Genomic DNA, 16,785 nt, shown 5'->3' with positions numbered 1-16,785 from the left:
TATCATCTCTTTTTTTTGGCTGATTATTGCCTATCTGGCACATTTTTAGTCTATGACGGCTTTATCATCTATTAATCCTCTCACACTGTTTTTAAAGCGGTTTAAAATAGTACTGTTAAGTATTATGCTATTGATTAACGCCCCCAGTTTCGTTACGATGCTAGTCTACTTATTGCCCTATGTCGTGTATGATTGATCCTAAAGACATTCCTGATAGCCAGCTTGTGTTGTATGCCGATGATGGCTACGATAGCCATGTTATCCGGTTTTTGTTGGCTGAAAAACAGCTGAAATACTATTTATCGCTCCTTGATAGTGAGCGCCCTGAAGATTTACGTCAATTAAATCCGTATAACACCCTACCGGTATTGACGCATCGCGACCTAAGCCTTTATGAATTAAATGTTATCTTTGAATATTTGGAAGAAAGATATCATGGTCATAAACTGCTGCCTGACACACCAAAACTAAAAGCGGTTCAACGGCAATTGGCATGGCGCATTCAGAATGATTGGCTTAAACTTGGCAGAATATTACTGACTCATAAAGACAGTATTAATCCTGAGCAAGCAACAATAGCACACCGTAAATTAAGTGATGCGCTTGTTACGCTCTCCCCTGTTTTTGGACAATCAACTTACTTTATGTCTGACGAATTCGGTTGGTGTGATGTATTATTAGGCACCATGTTATACCGCTTGGATGAGATGGGTATCGAGTTGCCTACTCACTTAACACGTCCATTAATGGATTATCAAAAGCGTATATTTGAGCGTGAAAGCTTTATTAAAACTTTGGACTAATCCTTATTCAGTCCCTAGCATTCAGCACGATATTTAATCTATAGTTTTCAAGCATTCTCTAATAAGTAAAATAGAATTTAATATAAAAATACAGATGAGGTCATTATGTTAGAGCAAGAATTAAAGTTAACCCCTACTCGTCCCTATATGATTCGTGCTTTTTATGAATGGCTACAAGACAATGCCCTAACCCCTTATTTATTGGTCGATGCCACTCAAGATAATTTGGTTATTCCTACCGAGCATGTTCAAAACGGACAGATTGTATTGAATATCGCCAGTCAAGCCACTGGTAATATGAACATAGATAATGATTATATTAATTTTAATGCACGTTTTGGTGGTGTCTCTCGTGAGCTGTGGATTCCAATGAAAGCGGTATTGGCTATCTTTGCCAAAGAAAACCAATCCATCGTGATGCCGTTTGATCCGACTGAATACGATAACTATACGCCTGAAGAATCAGACAACACGCAAACGACCAAAACTAAGCCTGCTGCGAGTAAAGCCAAACCAAAACGTGAGAACAAACCGGGATTACGTGTTTTAAAATAAGTTACCGATAAGTCAGCCGATAACCCTTTGCAGAATAAGAGGTCTCTTGATAAAGAGGCCTTTTAATTTGTTTAAAACCTAACCATTGCTTTTATGACTAACTAACCAATTAATGTGACCAAACATGCCCAATTATTTCATTAACCCTGACATGTTAATCTATCTTTTCGATATGATTGGCGTCATTGCTTGTGCAATTGCAGGAACGCTATTGGCTCAGCATAAAGGCTTTGATATTGCAGGCTGTATTTTGGTATCAATGGCAAACGCCATTGGTGGAGGCACCATCCGTGATGTGGTGTTAGACCGTCACCCTCTATTTTGGATGACAGACTTAAACTATCTCATTGTTATTACCCTAACCTCGCTGATACTACAGATATTCTTTCACCTGTATCATAAGATTGATAATGCGGTGAAATTATTTGATGCAGTTGGACTGGCGGCCTTTAGTGTGATTGGATTAAAAGTCGCTTTATCACAAGGCGTGGACCCAGTAGTTGCTGTATTAATGGGTGTCTGTACCGCTATTGTGGGCGGGTTAATACGCGATATTATTTGTAATGAAATCCCTTTGGTATTACAAAAAGAGATTTATATCACTGCCAGCGTTTTGGGTTCCTGTTTTTACTTCTTAATGGCACGTTTTGGTATAGACCCTGGGATGAATGATTTATTAACCTTGGGTTTTATCTTTTTAGTCAGGGTACTGGCCATTGTTTTTGATTGGCATCTACCCTCTATTCGCTTAGTAAAATAGCTTGTCACTATTTCACATATGTGACCATCCATATTGATGGCTCTTGATTAGGCTATCATGGCACAATCGATGCCACTGCAAGCTCTTTGACCATCAGCTGGATGCTTTGATTGCCATTCCATTCATTGATATCCATCTCATATAAGATATGCACCTCTTTGGCACGATAATCCCATTTTTCGTCATCATAGTTAAACCAAATGGCATCGATAGGATATTGCACACCGGGATACTTAAGTGAGAACTTCAAATGCTTATCTTTTAGTATTCGAAAGCTTAATACCTCAAACACCCCATCAAATTGTGGTGGCACAAAACCATGACCCCAAATATGGCTATGAGTCAAGGCATCGGCAAACTGTAAGCTAAAGTCCTGCGCTAGCAGCTCCCCATCAGTAAATTTCTCTTCTTGAAATACTGAGGCATCAATGGTGTCCATAAGCTTGTTAAAAGCTACGCTGAATGCCTCAAAATTCTTTTTCTTAAGGGTTAAGCCTGCTGCCATCGCATGTCCACCAAAATGAGTAATCAGCTCTGGATGACTCTCCGCAATGCTTTCAATGGCATCACGTATATGAATACCTGGGATTGAGCGTGCAGACCCTTTAATCGCATCTTCAGGACCAAGCCTTCCAGCATCTGCCGGTGCAAAGATAATCGCTGGACGATAGTAGGACTCTTTTAGACGCCCCGCAACAATGCCTATCACGCCTTGATGCCAATCATCTTGATACAGCAGTACACTACGCGGCTTAGACTCCTTCTTATCATCTTGAGGCTCAGACTGATTATTTGTATTAGCAGCTTCATCTAAATCAGCTTGATTTTCCAATTGACATAATATGTCATCCGCCTGCTCACGCATACCCCCTTCGACTTGGCGGCGCTCTTTATTTAACTTATCAAGCTCGAATGCCAAACGCTTGGCCTCGGTCATGTCATCGGCTATTAAACACTCAATACCAATACGCATATTATCCATGCGCCCTGCGGCATTAATACGTGGTCCAATGACAAAACCAAAATCCTGCACACTCATTTTTTGTGGGTCACGGCCTGCCATCTCTAATATCGCTAGGATACCTAAAGAGCAGCGGCCTGCTTTAATCGCTGCTAAGCCGTGACTGACCAGAGTTCTATTATTATGGTCTAGCACCCCAACATCAGCTACTGTACCCAATGCGACTAAGTCCAAATAACGACTAACTTGCACACTTGAGCGGCCAGCATCACGGCGATATTTTGACAATCGTCCCAATAGATAAAACGCCACCCCAACGCCAACTAAAGCTTTACTACTAAAATCACATTCTAACTGATTTGGATTGACGACTGCGGTTGCATTAGGCGTGGCTTTAGTTGTCAAATGATGGTCGGTAATAATAACGGTAATCTCATTCTCTATGGCCTTATTTACGCCTTCATGGCTAGAGATACCATTATCAACGGTGACAATAACGTCTGGCTGATACTCGTCAATACCTAGCTGTACAATCTCAGGCGTTAAGCCATAGCCATATTTAAAGCGGTCTGGCACCACATAGTCGACATTGGCGCCCATCTCTTTAAGCACACGCATCATAATGGCAGTACTGGTTGCCCCATCGCAATCAAAATCACCGACAATCAAGATACGCTGTCCGGTCTCTATCGCCTCATCTAATAATTGCACCGCTTTATCGATATCACGCAGCCCTTCTGCAGGTAGCAGGGAGGATAAAGAGTAGTCCAACTCTTTGGTCGATTGAATACCGCGTCCTAAAAATAGACGAGCAAGCGTTGGCATTTGTTCATGAACAGGTACTAAGGATTCAGGTAAATCATCGGGTAATTTACCAGTATAACGAGGGGTCAAATTTAACATAGGGTTTTATTTACTCTAAAAAGAAGTGCAAAAGGATTTTAAATGTCTAAATGGTTCACTATTTAAGTTTAATAGTCAGAGCTTACTTGTGACGTTACGGTATTTATATCAGTGCAGTTATAGCAAACCCACCACTTTTAAAATAAAATGGTCATATATTTACAAAACTTAAGCGTATCACGGGACTAAGATACAAACTGCCACTTGAGTGCTTAAGCCAGTTCTTTAAAATAAATAGCAAATTTAATTCAAACTTTGTTTTTCATATCAAAGATTAAGATAAGAAGGTTTGGCTTTATTATTTTGTGCCATTATCTATTATTAGTGAGCCATATTAATATTTTAAGTCAAACCTATTTGTCTACTCATCTCTTATTCACCCTAATTATAAGGATACTTTATGCAAACGCTTCCTGCAGCAGAAAAACTACCAGAAACGATTGATCCAGATTTGGATCTAGAAAAAGTAAAAGAAGAGTGCCAAAAGCTAGTTAAAAGCCGTGCTAAATATTCTGCAGGCGCTGCAATCATTCCTGTACCATTTATTGATGTAGCTATCGATGCCGGTATCTTAACTCAGCTTCTACCAGAAATCAGTGAGCGTTTTGGTCTTATCTCTGGGCGTGAATCTGCTATTGATTTAGAAGCCAAAGAAGTTCACTGGAAAGAGATGAAAGATCGTGCTGTTGATTTCGCAGGCTTAATGGCTACTCGCGGTGTGGTTAAAAAGACCGTTCAAGGTTACGGCGGTCGTATCGTTGCCAAACAGGTCACTAAGTTTATACCATTAGGTGGCCAATTGGTTGCTGCATCTATGGGTTATATGATCTTTAAGAAAATCGCTAATGATCACATTAATGAGTGTTATAGACTGGCTAAAAATATTCAGCAAAAACAACACGGCAATAACGTGTAATTGCTAATATAGCCATCATCAACAAGATGCTATTCGCAATGTGTTAGTAAATAAGAAAGCCCTCAATTTGAGGGCTTTCTATTGTTTATACTTATGTCGTTTATACTTATGTCATTTATCTTCTGGCCTATATTTAAGGCTACCTATTTAGCGAATTAAAAGATATTGCTTAAAATCAGATAGCTGACAACCGACATAGCCCCAGCTGCCGGCAAGGTAATAACCCATGCCATACCAATTGGCTTCATCAGTGCCCAGTTGGTGTTCTTATTAACCATACCAATACCCAATACCGCACCAACTAAAACGTGGGTACTAGAAACCGGTAACCCAAGTATAGACGCGCCCATCACTACCGCCGCTGCTGATAATTCCGCTGAGAAACCTGATGCAGGGTGCATTTGCGCAAGGTTGGTACCAACCGTTTGGATAACTTCTTTACCGATAAACCATAGGCCCACAATAAGCGCCACACCAAAGGTAATCATAACAGGGCTTGGCACCGCGGCTTCACTAGAAATAGTATTGGTACGAATCACATCCATAATAGCCGCAAACGGACCGACTGCGTTCGCAATATCGTTAGCACCATGACTAAAAGCAAAACCGGCGGCAGTGAATACTTGCATCCAACTAAATAAGATAAAAGTAGCTCGAGTTAGGTCTTCCTTTTGTTTACCTTTAATACTCTTCGTATAAATAAAGGTGGTTAGCCAAATTAAAGCACCTACCATACCCATGACCAACACGCTATGTAGCGTTGATAGGCTCATATCGACGTTTTTAAGGCCTTTGAATACGACCATAGCGGTCATTACCATACCGCCCATCGCGGCAATCATAGGTACCCATTGACGAATGGCTTTAAGCGTATCAAGATTGCTGCGCTCACGCTCAATATCATATAGCTCTTGATAGTAATCTGTCTCTAAGTCATCACGCTCGGTGTCCTCATCTTTATAAATCTCTTGGTCTCGTACCATCTTAGAGGTGTAAGAGACTTGCAACGACTCTGCTAACTCATTAATCCACTCTTTGTGGCGTTTCTTTAGCGCCTTTTTGGCCGCTTTTAACTCTCTAACACGCTCTTCTGCTCGGTCGTTATACGCCAAAATGTTAATTTTAATTTGGCTATACAGCGCATAAGCCAGCGCCCCACCTAACAAAGGAGACAACACCCAAGACAGAGCAATTTGACCCACTTGATCCCAGTGTACGGTAGACAGTGCTAAGTCTGTACCGCCTATCTGGATACCCATGATGATTGAACTACCGACCACACCACCGATAATAGAGTGCGTCGTCGATACCGGCAGACCTTTTTTGGTTGCAAACAAAAGCCAGAACGCCGCTGCAATAAGTGCCGATAACATCACGTAAATAAACTGATTGGGCGTCACCGGCAAACCATTTAAATCAACGATGCCTTTACGGATGGTATCAGTCACCTCACCACCGGCAATAACCGCACCTGAAACCTCGAAGATAGCTGCAACGGCCAATGCTTGAGGTATAGACAGGGTACCCGCACCCACCGAAGTGCCAAAAGAGTTGGCCACATCGTTACCGCCGATGTTAAAGGCCATAAAAATACCGAACAAGGTGGCGACAATGAACAATATGACTTGGTGGTGATTGGTATAATCAAGACCCCACCACATAAAATACGCGGTAATAGCAAATAAGATAATACCAAAAGACACATTCGCTTTTGTTGAACCTTTGAACTGAGTATTTTGCGTAGTAGTGGACTTTGGAAGCATGAGATTTCTGAGCCAATCGAATGATAAAGAAATGTAAAACCCCGAAATATCGGGGTTTCAATGAAGTTATAGTAAGTCGGTTTGTTCAAGACAGTCGCTAGGCAATCTAGCCATCACTATCGGTATGACTGTCATATGCAACAGCGCTAACCTGTCGTAGTGTTCATGCTAACCTTGACATCTTGAATAAAGGCGCCTTACATCATTATTATGACGTAAAGATTAAATGCCTTAAAATAAATTGTGCATATTATACCCTCGTCGCTGCCAACTTAAAACCGCTGTTTTTAGACCTGACTTTCATCAAACGTCGATGACTTTCTCAAGCTGAGCGATAGCATGATCTAGAACCGCCAATCGGGCAGTACGCTTATCATTGGTAGCAACCACATGCCACGGAGCATACTTGGTATTGGTACGTGCCAGCATATCTGCCGCAGCTTGCACATAGTCATGCCATTTATCACGGTTACGCCAGTCATCATCGGTCAGCTTAAACTGCTTGTGCGGTGTCTCTTTTCTATCTTCAAAGCGCTCAAGCTGCTCTTTTTTATCAATTGCTAGCCAGTATTTGATAACAATCGTGCCTTTATCGGTCAAATCACGCTCCATACGATTAATCTCATCGTACGCACGTTGCCAAGCCGCTTCACTGGCAAAGCCCTCAATACGTTCTACCAACACGCGTCCATACCAAGTTCTATCGAAAATCGCAACACGGCTTAAACGCTCTTCTTTTGGCGATGGTGAAAACTCTGGCAAGCGTTGCCAAAAACGCCACAAATAAGGATGCTGGAGCTCCGTTTGACTTGGTGCAGAAATATTGTAAATCTGATACTCACGCGGATCTAACGGAGATACCAAGCGTTTGATAGAACCACCCTTGCCTGCTGCATCCATACCTTCAAAGGCAAAGATAATATGATGATTCTTGCCCTCTTTATCGCTATCAGCACGCGCACGAACCAATTCGGCAAATCGGGCTTGTTGTTTGGCCAGCTTCTTCTGGTAATCAGACTTTGCCATATCCGGATCATCGATATCGGTCAGCTTGTCTGGCACATCTGCCCAAGAAAAGGCAGCATTGATATTACGTGAAATGGTGGCCACAACTGGATGTGTGCTGTCATTTTGCTGACTGCTTAACAATGCCGACTGGGTGGCATGCAACACTTCATGGCAAAAACGCACATTCGCCTCTTCGTTAAAGCCTTGGTCCTTATAAGATTTATCGCTGGCTTTCTTACCCTCATCACTACCATCAATAATAACCCAGTCGTTTTGCTGGCTTAGGATGATTCTGGCAATTTCATTAAACTGTTTGACTTTCTTTTTATCCTGCCAGTCCATGTGGTATAGCCACTCTGGATCTTCTCTGTCATCTTTTAAGCGATTTTTTAGGGTCTCTTCGTCAATATGGAACCAGCACTTTAAGAGTTTTGTATGGTTATTCACCAAGTCAGCTTCAAATTCAGACAATATTTTTAGCTGAGTACACATATACGCTTCCCACTTTGCTACCTCATCATCGGATTTAGACTTTTTTTCATCTTGCATTAACTGCAAAGCGCCTTCGATAAGATCGGCATACCAATTACCGAAATAAGCGGTAATATTGCCATGGCGTGGCAACTTGGCCGCATGTACTTGCCAGATAGGCTCAAACTGGCTAGGCACTGAGCCTATGCTTGCCTCTACATTTAATAATCTTGGATCGACCCACTGCCTTAACTGAGTCACCGCAGCACCTTTACCGGATAACTCCATCCCATTAACCAGCACCAAAAGCCCAGTGGCTTGACCTTGCTGTCGAGTTTCGCGCAGTGCATATTGCGCTTTTACTAACTCTAAGCGCAGCTCATCTTCATCCATGTGAAAATGGCTTAGCGGATCAGCGTTGATGATAATCTCTTTGTTATCACTGTTCTTGTTTTTAGACATTGCATTATCCTTTGTGTCGGTCATTTTATTTTCATTTTGATGGGTTATTATGGGCGTACTTTATCATAGCTATTAGGCTGCGCTATTCAGTGACGCACCAATAACCTGTGCCTTGTTATTCTAAACGTTCATTTAAAAATCATCTTAATTCTAAAAACATAGTGCTAATTTATAACGAACTATTAATGCTAATGGGGCTTGATTTTAACCCCGACTCGTCGACTGCCATGGTAACGGGTATAATATTTATTATAATAGTTAATTATTGCAGTTATGAAATATGCTTTAAGTAACGGATTAAGCTTAATATCGAAATATGGTTATTTAATGCTTTGGCATGCTCTATTATGAGCCTCATGCTATCTGCCACTTATAACGATTCGTAAAATCCATATATTTGTCTGCTTATTTACGATATTATGTTTTAAAGTCTTATCGCCAACCCATTTTAGGAGTTTATGTATGTCAGCATTATCTGACTTAAGTGTTCATTTAAAAGAATTTTGGGAACTGCCGCATCATAACAATCCAGAGCTTGCAGAAAAATTATCGCAAGTACAAAACTGGCAAAAAGATCGTATGCGAAAAACCCATGCCGGGTTATTTGCAGAGCCTAAAAACAAACCAATGGCAGAGTACTTTTTAAACCATCTATATGGCGGCGAAACCTTAGGTGAAATCGTTAGTCAATTAGAAAAAATCGTACCTAAAGCCCGTAAACTTGAGAAATACGCTCCAACTGCTGCGCTAGAGACAGGGACGCTTGGCGTAGAAACTGCCATTAACTCTACCAAACTTGATTTAGATTTAGCAAAGTGGCTGCTTGAAAACGATTTAGCGGTTAATGAAGAAAATATGCATACTGCTTACCGTGCTGTGGATGCTGCTGATGCCCGCCGTCAACAAATTGCTGACTTAAAGCAAGTGTGCTACCGCAGTGACAAATACTTAAACTCTTTTATTCTACAAAAAGGTTTTAAACTGGCGAAGAAAAAAGCCTATCAACATGGCCTTCAGCCTTTATATGATTTTATTGGCGCAGGTTTTGCAGCAATGAAACCACTTAAGAGTGTGAGCAGCTTTATTGACCCATTCGCTGAGCGTGAACTACAAATCATTGATGACGTCCATAAGCCAAGTTAAGCCCAACGCCTCTATTCATTAAGTACATCTCTAGTGTACGGTGCGTATGCGTTAATAAACCATACCACCGTAACGCGCCACCTATTATGACAATCAGGATCTATAATGAGTCAATCTAATAATAACGATAATACAAACCCAGATAACCAAAACAGCAGCACCCAAGATTTGCAAAATGACTTGGTTAAGCAAACCATTAAGCACGATCAACAAACCAATGCCCAAGTGCGGCAATCTCTACAATCAGGGGCTCAAATAAGCAGCGTGCTAAATGATGAGTTTAGCGATGTAACCGAACTGCCTGCCGGCACACCACAAGGTCAACAAACCACCCGACCTTTTAATAGCCAAACCAATAATCAAACTACAGGCGCTACAGAGTCAGCGACTCAGCCAGTTAACTCTATTGAAGCCAGCACTGGTCAATCCGGTTATGTTAAGTTCAATCCCAAAGATGATATTAATAACCCGCATACGCCTGACACAGACGGCCTAGAAGAGACTCACTTTGGTTATAAAAAAGTGAAAAAAGCCGAAAAACAGGCGAAAGTTGCGGATGTATTTACCTCGGTTGCCAAGAAATACGACATTATGAATGATTTGATGTCATTTGGTATTCATCGCCTTTGGAAGCGTTATACCATTAGCTTATCTGGTGTGCGTGCCGGCCAACATGTATTAGATATCGCAGGCGGTACTGGCGATTTAGCCAAGGCCTTTAGCCGTGAAGTGGGTCGTACTGGTAAAGTGGTATTGTCTGATATTAACGCAGCCATGCTTGATGTCGGCCGTGAGCGTTTGATTAACTCGGGCTGCAATAACGTTGATTTTGTTTTAGCCAATGCAGAAACACTTGCGCCATTTGAAGATGAAAGCTTTGATTTATTAACCATCAGCTTTGGTCTGCGTAACGTAACGGACAAAGATGCGGCATTACGCTCTATGTACCGTGTGTTAAAACCAGGTGGCCGTCTGCTGATTTTAGAGTTCTCTAAGCCTATCTTTGAGCCGCTATCAAAAGCCTATGACTTGTACTCATTTACCGCATTGCCATTAATGGGTAAATTGGTTGCTAATGATGCAGAGAGCTATCAGTATCTAGCAGAATCTATTCGTATGCATCCAGATCAGCAGACCCTTAAAGGCATGATGGAAAATGCAGGCTTTGTAAATTGTGATTATCATAATCTAACCGCAGGTATCGTCGCAGTACACCGTGGGTTTAAGAAATAGCGTGCTATTTAGTTAACCGATTAAACAAATTTTTTAAAGTGAAACACATTATTTCAGGCAGTGTACTATGATTACGGTTCTAATTTTGACAGGCGTAGAGAAACTTATTAACTTCGCTATTTTAAGTGACAGCATAACTAAGTCTGGCTTAACACCTCTATCAGGTAAAGTGCTGCGCTTAGATATGGCCAAACCTGAGTTTCGTATTGACGTACTCTTTAATGACGATCATATCCGTTTTGAACCGGTTAGTACGCCAAGCAGTGTGTTTGAAACTCCAGGTAATACCTCTGATACCGAGCGTGACCAAGCACAGCAGCATTATGCAGCGACCGGTCATACGCTTCCTGACTGCACTATTAAGGTTGACAACCCGGCTGAGCTGCTAAATTTAATGCGTGATTCGTCCGGCAACTTACCTATTGAAGGCGACTACAAGGTCTTAATGCAGGTGAAGCAGCTTATTTCAGGCTTTAATCCGGATATTGCTGCCCAGCTTGAGCCCTTAATCGGCACATCGCTTGCCAGCCAATTGGGTTTATTAATCAGAGCCCTAAAAGGCAATGTTAGCCATACTGCAAGGCATGCTTTTAATGATGTTGCAGATTGGGCCAATGACGTGGCAGGTAATGCCCCCGAAGACCCTGTTATGCAAGCGGAGGCCAATGACTTAAAGCAGCAGTTATTAAAACTGCGTGCCGATGTCGAGCGTGAAGAGGCGCGTCTGGCAATGATTAAGGCCGAGCAAGCACGTCTTAAAAATCAGCCTTAGTTTGAAGGCTTAACGCCCTACTCTTGATTAGAGCGCTTAATGAGACTGGATTTAATTAAAACAACGTTATCAAAAGACCTTGTCATTATTGTGATAGGGTCTTTTTTATAAGCAGAATAAATGTTTGAGCATAAACGCCGATGAGTCGAAATTTGTTGCTATTGCGATGCCTGCTTTATTCTTAAATGAGCCTTGCCGTGGTATGATATTGACCATCCTTATGACTTTAGTGAATCACTCTGACTATGTTGCTAACTCACCGAAAACGCTTGCTTGAACTGTGGCGCATTGCCGCCAAACACCGCCTAGACACTCATTTACCGCTGGAAGATGCCCCGCAGCTACAATCCGTGGCTCGTATGATTAAGTCGCATCCAGCCGCGTGGGGTGAGAAGCATCAACCAAATGGCGTCAAGTTGGCACTTGAGGAAATGGGTACCCTATTCTTAAAGTTAGGACAATTGTTATCGACCCGTCGTGATTTAGTGACCCCTGAAATTATTGACCAATTGGTGCAGCTGCAAGACCGCGTCAAACCGTTTGATGTCAGTATCGCTATCGCCCAGATTGAAGACAAAAATCATGGACTGGGTCAGTCGATTGACCAGTTATTTGCCCGTTTTGATGTTAAGCCATTAGCTGCGGCTTCTATCGCACAGGTACACACCGCTGCCCTACATGATGGGCGCGAAGTAGTCGTCAAAGTTGTCAGACCTGATATTCGTGAGCGCATTGTCGCTGATTTTGAATTGCTACGAGATATCGCTCAGTGGACCTCAGCACGTATTGAAGCGGCTCGAGCAGTGCGAATTATCGAGGTAGTCGAAGATTATCGCCAGATTATGCTCAATGAGCTTGATTTAACCTTTGAGGCGGACAACACTACTAAGATGCGTAATAACTTCTTAGGCTCGAGCATGATGTATGTGCCTGAAGTGTATGATGCGTCCAAAAACGTTATGGTGATGGAGCGCATCCATGGTGTGCCTATCTCGCAAACGCAAGTCTTTGATGAATTAGACTATGACCGCGCGGCACTGGCCGAAAAAGGGCTGACCATCTTCTTTACCCAAGTATTCCGCGATAACTTCTTCCATGCTGATATGCATCCCGGCAACGTGTTTGTTGAAACCTTGCCGCCAGATACGCCTGAGCCTTATCGCCATTATCCACGCTATATTGGTCTTGATTGTGCCATCATGGGTGAGCTGTCCCGTGACGACCAAATGATTGTGGCGCGTATGCTGCTTGCGGTGATGAATAATAACTTTGCCAATCTGGTCGATATCGTTAGCCGTGCAGGCTGGATACCGCCCAATACTGATAAACATGCCCTTACCCGTGATATGCGCCGTACGGTTGCACCGATGGTGTTAAAGCCTATTAATGAGATTGATTTTGCTGGCGTGTTGATGCAAATTTTGGATATTGCGCGCCGTCATCATATGAGTATTCCGCCTCAGTTAATGCTACTGCTTAAGACCTTAGTTCATGTCGAGGGTTTAGGTCGTGACTTATACCCCGAGCTTGATATTTGGTCACTGGCCAAACCGATTTTGACCAGCTGGGTTAAAGAGCAGCTAGACCCTGCACGTAATATGCGTGAATTACGTGAGCAGCTGCCCGAGCTGATGCTATCGACCACTCAGATTCCTAAATTGATTGATCAAAGCTTGCAAAGTATGGCCTCTCAAGGCTCGCGTCAAGATCAACAGCTGCGTGAAATTCAGCAAATCCGCGCTGATATGTTAAACGACAGACGCCGCGACTGGATTGCCTTAGCTGGCTTTGTGGTCAGTGTGGCTATTGCAACCCAAGTCATCGGTTGGCTATCGCCTATTTTCTATATCATTGCCGTGCTGTTTGTATTGTGGCGTATTGTTGGCTAGATTAGCCTAACAGTTAAGCGCTGCTATTATTCATTATTAACAATCAACCACAGTCAAAATGAATTAACCTTTACCTTCACATTAAGCCCATTGTTTATCGTGCCATGGGCTTGGCCTAATTCTTGAGTGAGTATAACGATGCGTACTGCCACCATAACTATAGATTCTGCTGCTTTAACCCATAACCTACAACAAGTCATTGATACAGTGCCAACAGACACTAAGATACTGGCGATGGTCAAAGCTAATGCTTATGGTCATGGCATCGAAAACTGCTTGAATGCATTAAAAGACGCCGATGCATTGGGTGTGGCATGTTTTGAGGAAGCGTTACAGATACGCCAGTTAGGTTGGCAGAAAGGTTTGGTTCTCATCGAAGGCGTGTTTAGTGAATCCGAATGGCAACAAGCGGTTGAGGCGCAGTGTCAAAGCATTGTTCATAATCAAGATCAAGCCAATTGGGTCATCCATCATGTGCCTAAATCAGGGTCGCCAGGTCGCACCATTTGGCTAAAGCTCAATACCGGTATGAACCGTATTGGTTTTGAAGCGCATGAGATTACCCAAGTGGCTAAACAGTTAACACAGGCTGGTTATCAGCTTATTCTGACCAGTCATTTTGCCAATGCGGATATGCCCGAGCATCCCTCAAACCAAGATCAGATTCAAATCTTTAAGCGCATATTAAGCGAATTACGTACTGAGGTAAATGCCAATGTTAAAGCCTCTTTATGCAACTCTGCCGGTATTATCAACTTTCCAGAATGTCATTTTGATTGGGTACGCCCAGGAATCATGCTTTATGGCAGCTCACCTGTCAGCGAACAATCCGCGAATGAGCTTAATTTAAAGCCAGTAATGACTTTTGAGGCACGCCTCATGGCAGTACATCAGATAGCTGCAGGGGCGTCAGTCGGTTATGGCAGCCGCTTTAAGGCAAGCTGCGATATGCTCAAAGGCATTGTCAGTATCGGCTATGGTGACGGCTACCCACGTGTCATCGATGAGTCAGCTTGGGTCAGCTTACATCAAAACGGCAAGACGTATCGATGCCCTGTCATTGGCCGCGTCGCCATGGATATGATTGCCATTGACTTAACGGGCGTCCCTAAGCCAACTTTCTCCAGTCCCGTGACCTTATGGGGCGATAGCTCAAAGGGTGAGCCGAGCGTTGATGAGATTGCAAAATCCGCCAATACTATTGGTTATGAGCTACTGTGCCGAATTACTCAGCGACCTGCTAGAAAGGTTATTTAATAATTGTGCTTTAAATATTTTCACATCGCTATAAATTTCGCTATACTGGATGTTTTCCTAATTTATTACCCTGATTATTATCGACCAACCTGTTGATTATTAACTTAAAGAGAGTCCCATGAGCGTGCGTCATTTTTTAACTCTTCTTGATTTGTCTCCAACCGAGCTAGAAGCACTTATTAAACGAGCCAGTGAGCTTCGAGAAATGCAGCACGCCGGCGAAGTGTATCAGCCTTTTGTGGGCCGTACGTTGGGTATGATTTTTGAGAAATCGTCAACACGAACGCGTATTTCATTTGAGACTGGTATGGGTCAATTTGGTGGGCACGCTATTTTCCTATCACCAAAAGACACGCAATTGGGACGCGGTGAGCCTATTGAAGATTCTGCCCGCGTTATCTCTAGCATGGTCGATCTCGTTATGATTCGTACCTTTGAGCACGAAAAGGTCGAGAAGTTTGCTGAATACTCTTCTGTGCCTATTATCAATGCCTTAACCGATGATTTTCATCCCTGCCAGCTATTGGCTGATATGCAGACCTATTACGAGCATCGCGGCAGTATCCAAGATAAAATCGTCACTTGGGTTGGCGATGGTAATAATATGTGTTCATCGTTTATGACAGCGGCCAATCAGTTTGGTTTTGAATTAAGAGTGGCTGCGCCTTATGGCTTTGAGCCAGATCCTGATTTGCTTGATAAGTTCAAACACTGCGTTACCCTAGTCGATGATGTACAAGATGCGGCAAAAGATGCGCATTTGATTGTCACTGACGTATGGGCAAGTATGGGACAAGAAAGCGAGCAAAACACCCGTGCCCGCCGCTTCGCCCCTTATCAAGTAACGCCATCTATGCTCGATAAAGCCGATCCAGAAGTGTTATTTATGCACTGCTTGCCAGCACACCGCGGTGAAGAGATTTCCCACGATATGCTAGACGACCCACGCTCTGTGGTTTGGGATGAAGCAGAAAACCGATTGCATGCGCAAAAAGCGCTGATGGAATTCTTACTCAAAGATAAGATTAAAATCAGCTAAGCGCTAAAAACGTCTCTAGCACCTTATTTAATTGTTCTGGTGCTTCAACAGGTGAACTGTGTCCCGCCCCTTGAAGCACGGCAAGTTTAGAGCCTTTAATCGCAAAATGCATCAGCTGCGCTTCTTCATAAGGTGTTGCGACATCCTCATCACCCACCACGACCAACGCCGGTAACTTAATCTCATTTAAGCGGCTTAAAACCTCTGCTCGCTCTAATACGCCGCGCGTCGCTTTAATCGCACTTTTCTTGTCATTCTGCTTTAAATAGGTCACCCACGTCTTAAATTCTTGTTTGCGTGACTTGTCATTTATGAAAGTGCGGCCAAACATAATCGACATGATTTTCTTGCTAATCAGCTTGATACCTATGATGCGTATGACTTTAATCAGCTTTTTATACTCTGCTCTTTTCTCATCACTCTCCGCTCTTGCGCCTGTTTCAAGCAATATTAATGAGCTTAGTAAATCAGGGCGCTCTAAAGCCACACGCTGTGCGACATACCCGCCCATAGATAAGCCAACGAAATGACATTGATCGATATCAAGCGCTTCGAGCAAAGCAATCGCATCAGAGGCTAACGTATCCATATCATAGCCTGACTTAGTGGCTTCAGACTTACCTTGACCACGAAAATCAAAGGCAATACAGCGATACTGATCACTAAAATGAGCGACTTGTTTGTCATATAAATGCGTGCTCCATAATAAACCATGAGCAAACATCATCACCGGTTTGCGCTGAGCGACTGGTAGGCTGTTGTTATTAGGAGCGCTGTCTTCGTAATAAATCTTAGCGTTATTGAGGGTGATAAATGGCATAATCTCGACATCCTTGTCATAAAATAAAAT

At 42.8% G+C, this 16,785-nt stretch carries 15 protein-coding genes; 11 read left to right on the top strand and 4 right to left on the bottom strand.

Annotated features, from left to right (window positions below; all coding sequences use genetic code 11):
- The first annotated feature begins 188 nt into the window (after positions 1-188).
- From AC2SLO_RS05375 to AC2SLO_RS05365, 3 genes are all read left to right on the top strand, one after another.
- Positions 189-803: a glutathione S-transferase N-terminal domain-containing protein gene (locus AC2SLO_RS05375; protein WP_486543161.1), complete on the top strand. Its 615-nt coding sequence runs from the start codon at positions 189-191 to the stop codon at positions 801-803.
- Between the two features lie 105 nt (positions 804-908).
- Positions 909-1,358, top strand: a complete 450-nt coding sequence (locus AC2SLO_RS05370) for a ClpXP protease specificity-enhancing factor (RefSeq protein ID WP_486543163.1) — start codon at positions 909-911, stop codon at positions 1,356-1,358.
- Positions 1,359-1,482: 124 nt separating this feature from the next.
- Positions 1,483-2,118 carry a trimeric intracellular cation channel family protein gene (locus tag AC2SLO_RS05365; protein ID WP_486543165.1) on the top strand — a complete coding sequence of 212 codons (636 nt, stop codon included), beginning with the start codon at positions 1,483-1,485 and terminating at the stop codon, positions 2,116-2,118.
- 55 nt (positions 2,119-2,173) lie between these two features.
- Here AC2SLO_RS05365 and recJ read toward each other — a convergent pair whose 3' ends face one another.
- Positions 2,174-3,982, bottom strand: coding sequence for a single-stranded-DNA-specific exonuclease RecJ (recJ, locus tag AC2SLO_RS05360; protein WP_486543167.1), 1,809 nt, complete (start codon positions 3,980-3,982; stop codon positions 2,174-2,176).
- A 400-nt stretch (positions 3,983-4,382) separates the two neighbouring features.
- Between recJ and AC2SLO_RS05355 the strand changes: the two genes are divergently transcribed.
- Complete coding sequence (locus tag AC2SLO_RS05355) at positions 4,383-4,898, top strand: hypothetical protein (protein WP_486543169.1); 516 nt, start codon at positions 4,383-4,385, stop codon at positions 4,896-4,898.
- 155 nt (positions 4,899-5,053) lie between these two features.
- Here the strand turns inward: AC2SLO_RS05355 and AC2SLO_RS05350 are convergent, their stop codons facing one another.
- Entirely contained in the window at positions 5,054-6,661 is a 1,608-nt protein-coding gene (locus AC2SLO_RS05350) for an inorganic phosphate transporter (RefSeq protein WP_486543171.1), read from the bottom strand.
- 303 nt (positions 6,662-6,964) lie between these two features.
- Positions 6,965-8,602 (bottom strand): ATPase, encoded by a 1,638-nt coding sequence (locus tag AC2SLO_RS05345; RefSeq protein WP_486543173.1) that lies wholly within the window; start codon positions 8,600-8,602, stop codon positions 6,965-6,967.
- 462 nt (positions 8,603-9,064) lie between these two features.
- On the opposite strand from AC2SLO_RS05345, the gene AC2SLO_RS05340 reads away from it, so the two are divergent.
- The 7 genes from AC2SLO_RS05340 to argF all read left to right on the top strand — a co-directional run bounded on the left by AC2SLO_RS05340 (position 9,065) and on the right by argF (position 15,935).
- Positions 9,065-9,745 carry an FFLEELY motif protein gene (locus AC2SLO_RS05340; RefSeq protein ID WP_486543175.1) on the top strand — a complete coding sequence of 227 codons (681 nt, stop codon included), beginning with the start codon at positions 9,065-9,067 and terminating at the stop codon, positions 9,743-9,745.
- Positions 9,746-9,850: 105 nt separating this feature from the next.
- Positions 9,851-10,978 (top strand): bifunctional demethylmenaquinone methyltransferase/2-methoxy-6-polyprenyl-1,4-benzoquinol methylase UbiE, encoded by a 1,128-nt coding sequence (gene ubiE / locus AC2SLO_RS05335; RefSeq protein WP_486543177.1) that lies wholly within the window; start codon positions 9,851-9,853, stop codon positions 10,976-10,978.
- Between the two features lie 67 nt (positions 10,979-11,045).
- Positions 11,046-11,750: a ubiquinone biosynthesis accessory factor UbiJ gene (locus AC2SLO_RS05330; protein ID WP_486543179.1), complete on the top strand. Its 705-nt coding sequence runs from the start codon at positions 11,046-11,048 to the stop codon at positions 11,748-11,750.
- Between the two features lie 124 nt (positions 11,751-11,874).
- The gene (locus AC2SLO_RS05325; protein ID WP_486543181.1) at positions 11,875-12,027 is read left to right on the top strand and encodes a hypothetical protein; all 153 of its coding nucleotides are present in this window, start codon (positions 11,875-11,877) and stop codon (positions 12,025-12,027) included.
- The gene (locus AC2SLO_RS05320; RefSeq protein ID WP_486543183.1) at positions 11,996-13,639 is read left to right on the top strand and encodes an ABC1 kinase family protein; all 1,644 of its coding nucleotides are present in this window, start codon (positions 11,996-11,998) and stop codon (positions 13,637-13,639) included. The genes AC2SLO_RS05325 and AC2SLO_RS05320 overlap by 32 nt, the downstream gene beginning before the upstream one ends.
- A gap of 138 nt (positions 13,640-13,777) precedes the next feature.
- The gene (alr, locus tag AC2SLO_RS05315; protein WP_486543185.1) at positions 13,778-14,896 is read left to right on the top strand and encodes an alanine racemase; all 1,119 of its coding nucleotides are present in this window, start codon (positions 13,778-13,780) and stop codon (positions 14,894-14,896) included.
- Positions 14,897-15,014: 118 nt separating this feature from the next.
- On the top strand, positions 15,015-15,935 hold the full coding sequence (argF, locus tag AC2SLO_RS05310; RefSeq protein ID WP_486543187.1) for an ornithine carbamoyltransferase: 921 nt from the start codon (positions 15,015-15,017) through the stop codon (positions 15,933-15,935).
- On the opposite strand, the gene AC2SLO_RS05305 is transcribed toward argF, so the two are convergent.
- Positions 15,928-16,755 carry an alpha/beta fold hydrolase gene (locus AC2SLO_RS05305; RefSeq protein WP_486543189.1) on the bottom strand — a complete coding sequence of 276 codons (828 nt, stop codon included), beginning with the start codon at positions 16,753-16,755 and terminating at the stop codon, positions 15,928-15,930. The genes argF and AC2SLO_RS05305 overlap by 8 nt on opposite strands.
- Positions 16,756-16,785: the final 30 nt, after the last annotated feature.

The sequence above is a fragment of the Psychrobacter sp. CX14 genome (genome assembly GCF_057396205.2).
This window is presented reverse-complemented; position numbering and strand designations above follow the sequence as displayed.

What these genes read in the sequence shown, in the direction of transcription:
- ubiE (WP_486543177.1), top strand. Translation starts at nt 9,851, where the DNA reads ATGAGTCAATCTAATAATAACGATAATACAAACCCAGATAACCAAAAC.
- AC2SLO_RS05340 (WP_486543175.1), top strand. Translation starts at nt 9,065, where the DNA reads ATGTCAGCATTATCTGACTTAAGTGTTCATTTAAAAGAATTTTGGGAA.
- AC2SLO_RS05345 (WP_486543173.1), bottom strand. Translation starts at nt 8,602, where the DNA reads ATGTCTAAAAACAAGAACAGTGATAACAAAGAGATTATCATCAACGCT.
- AC2SLO_RS05330 (WP_486543179.1), top strand. Translation starts at nt 11,046, where the DNA reads ATGATTACGGTTCTAATTTTGACAGGCGTAGAGAAACTTATTAACTTC.
- AC2SLO_RS05350 (WP_486543171.1), bottom strand. Translation starts at nt 6,661, where the DNA reads ATGCTTCCAAAGTCCACTACTACGCAAAATACTCAGTTCAAAGGTTCA.
- AC2SLO_RS05365 (WP_486543165.1), top strand. Translation starts at nt 1,483, where the DNA reads ATGCCCAATTATTTCATTAACCCTGACATGTTAATCTATCTTTTCGAT.
- AC2SLO_RS05355 (WP_486543169.1), top strand. Translation starts at nt 4,383, where the DNA reads ATGCAAACGCTTCCTGCAGCAGAAAAACTACCAGAAACGATTGATCCA.
- recJ (WP_486543167.1), bottom strand. Translation starts at nt 3,982, where the DNA reads ATGTTAAATTTGACCCCTCGTTATACTGGTAAATTACCCGATGATTTA.
- AC2SLO_RS05370 (WP_486543163.1), top strand. Translation starts at nt 909, where the DNA reads ATGTTAGAGCAAGAATTAAAGTTAACCCCTACTCGTCCCTATATGATT.
- argF (WP_486543187.1), top strand. Translation starts at nt 15,015, where the DNA reads ATGAGCGTGCGTCATTTTTTAACTCTTCTTGATTTGTCTCCAACCGAG.
- AC2SLO_RS05305 (WP_486543189.1), bottom strand. Translation starts at nt 16,755, where the DNA reads ATGCCATTTATCACCCTCAATAACGCTAAGATTTATTACGAAGACAGC.
- alr (WP_486543185.1), top strand. Translation starts at nt 13,778, where the DNA reads ATGCGTACTGCCACCATAACTATAGATTCTGCTGCTTTAACCCATAAC.
- AC2SLO_RS05320 (WP_486543183.1), top strand. Translation starts at nt 11,996, where the DNA reads ATGTTGCTAACTCACCGAAAACGCTTGCTTGAACTGTGGCGCATTGCC.
- AC2SLO_RS05375 (WP_486543161.1), top strand. Translation starts at nt 189, where the DNA reads ATGATTGATCCTAAAGACATTCCTGATAGCCAGCTTGTGTTGTATGCC.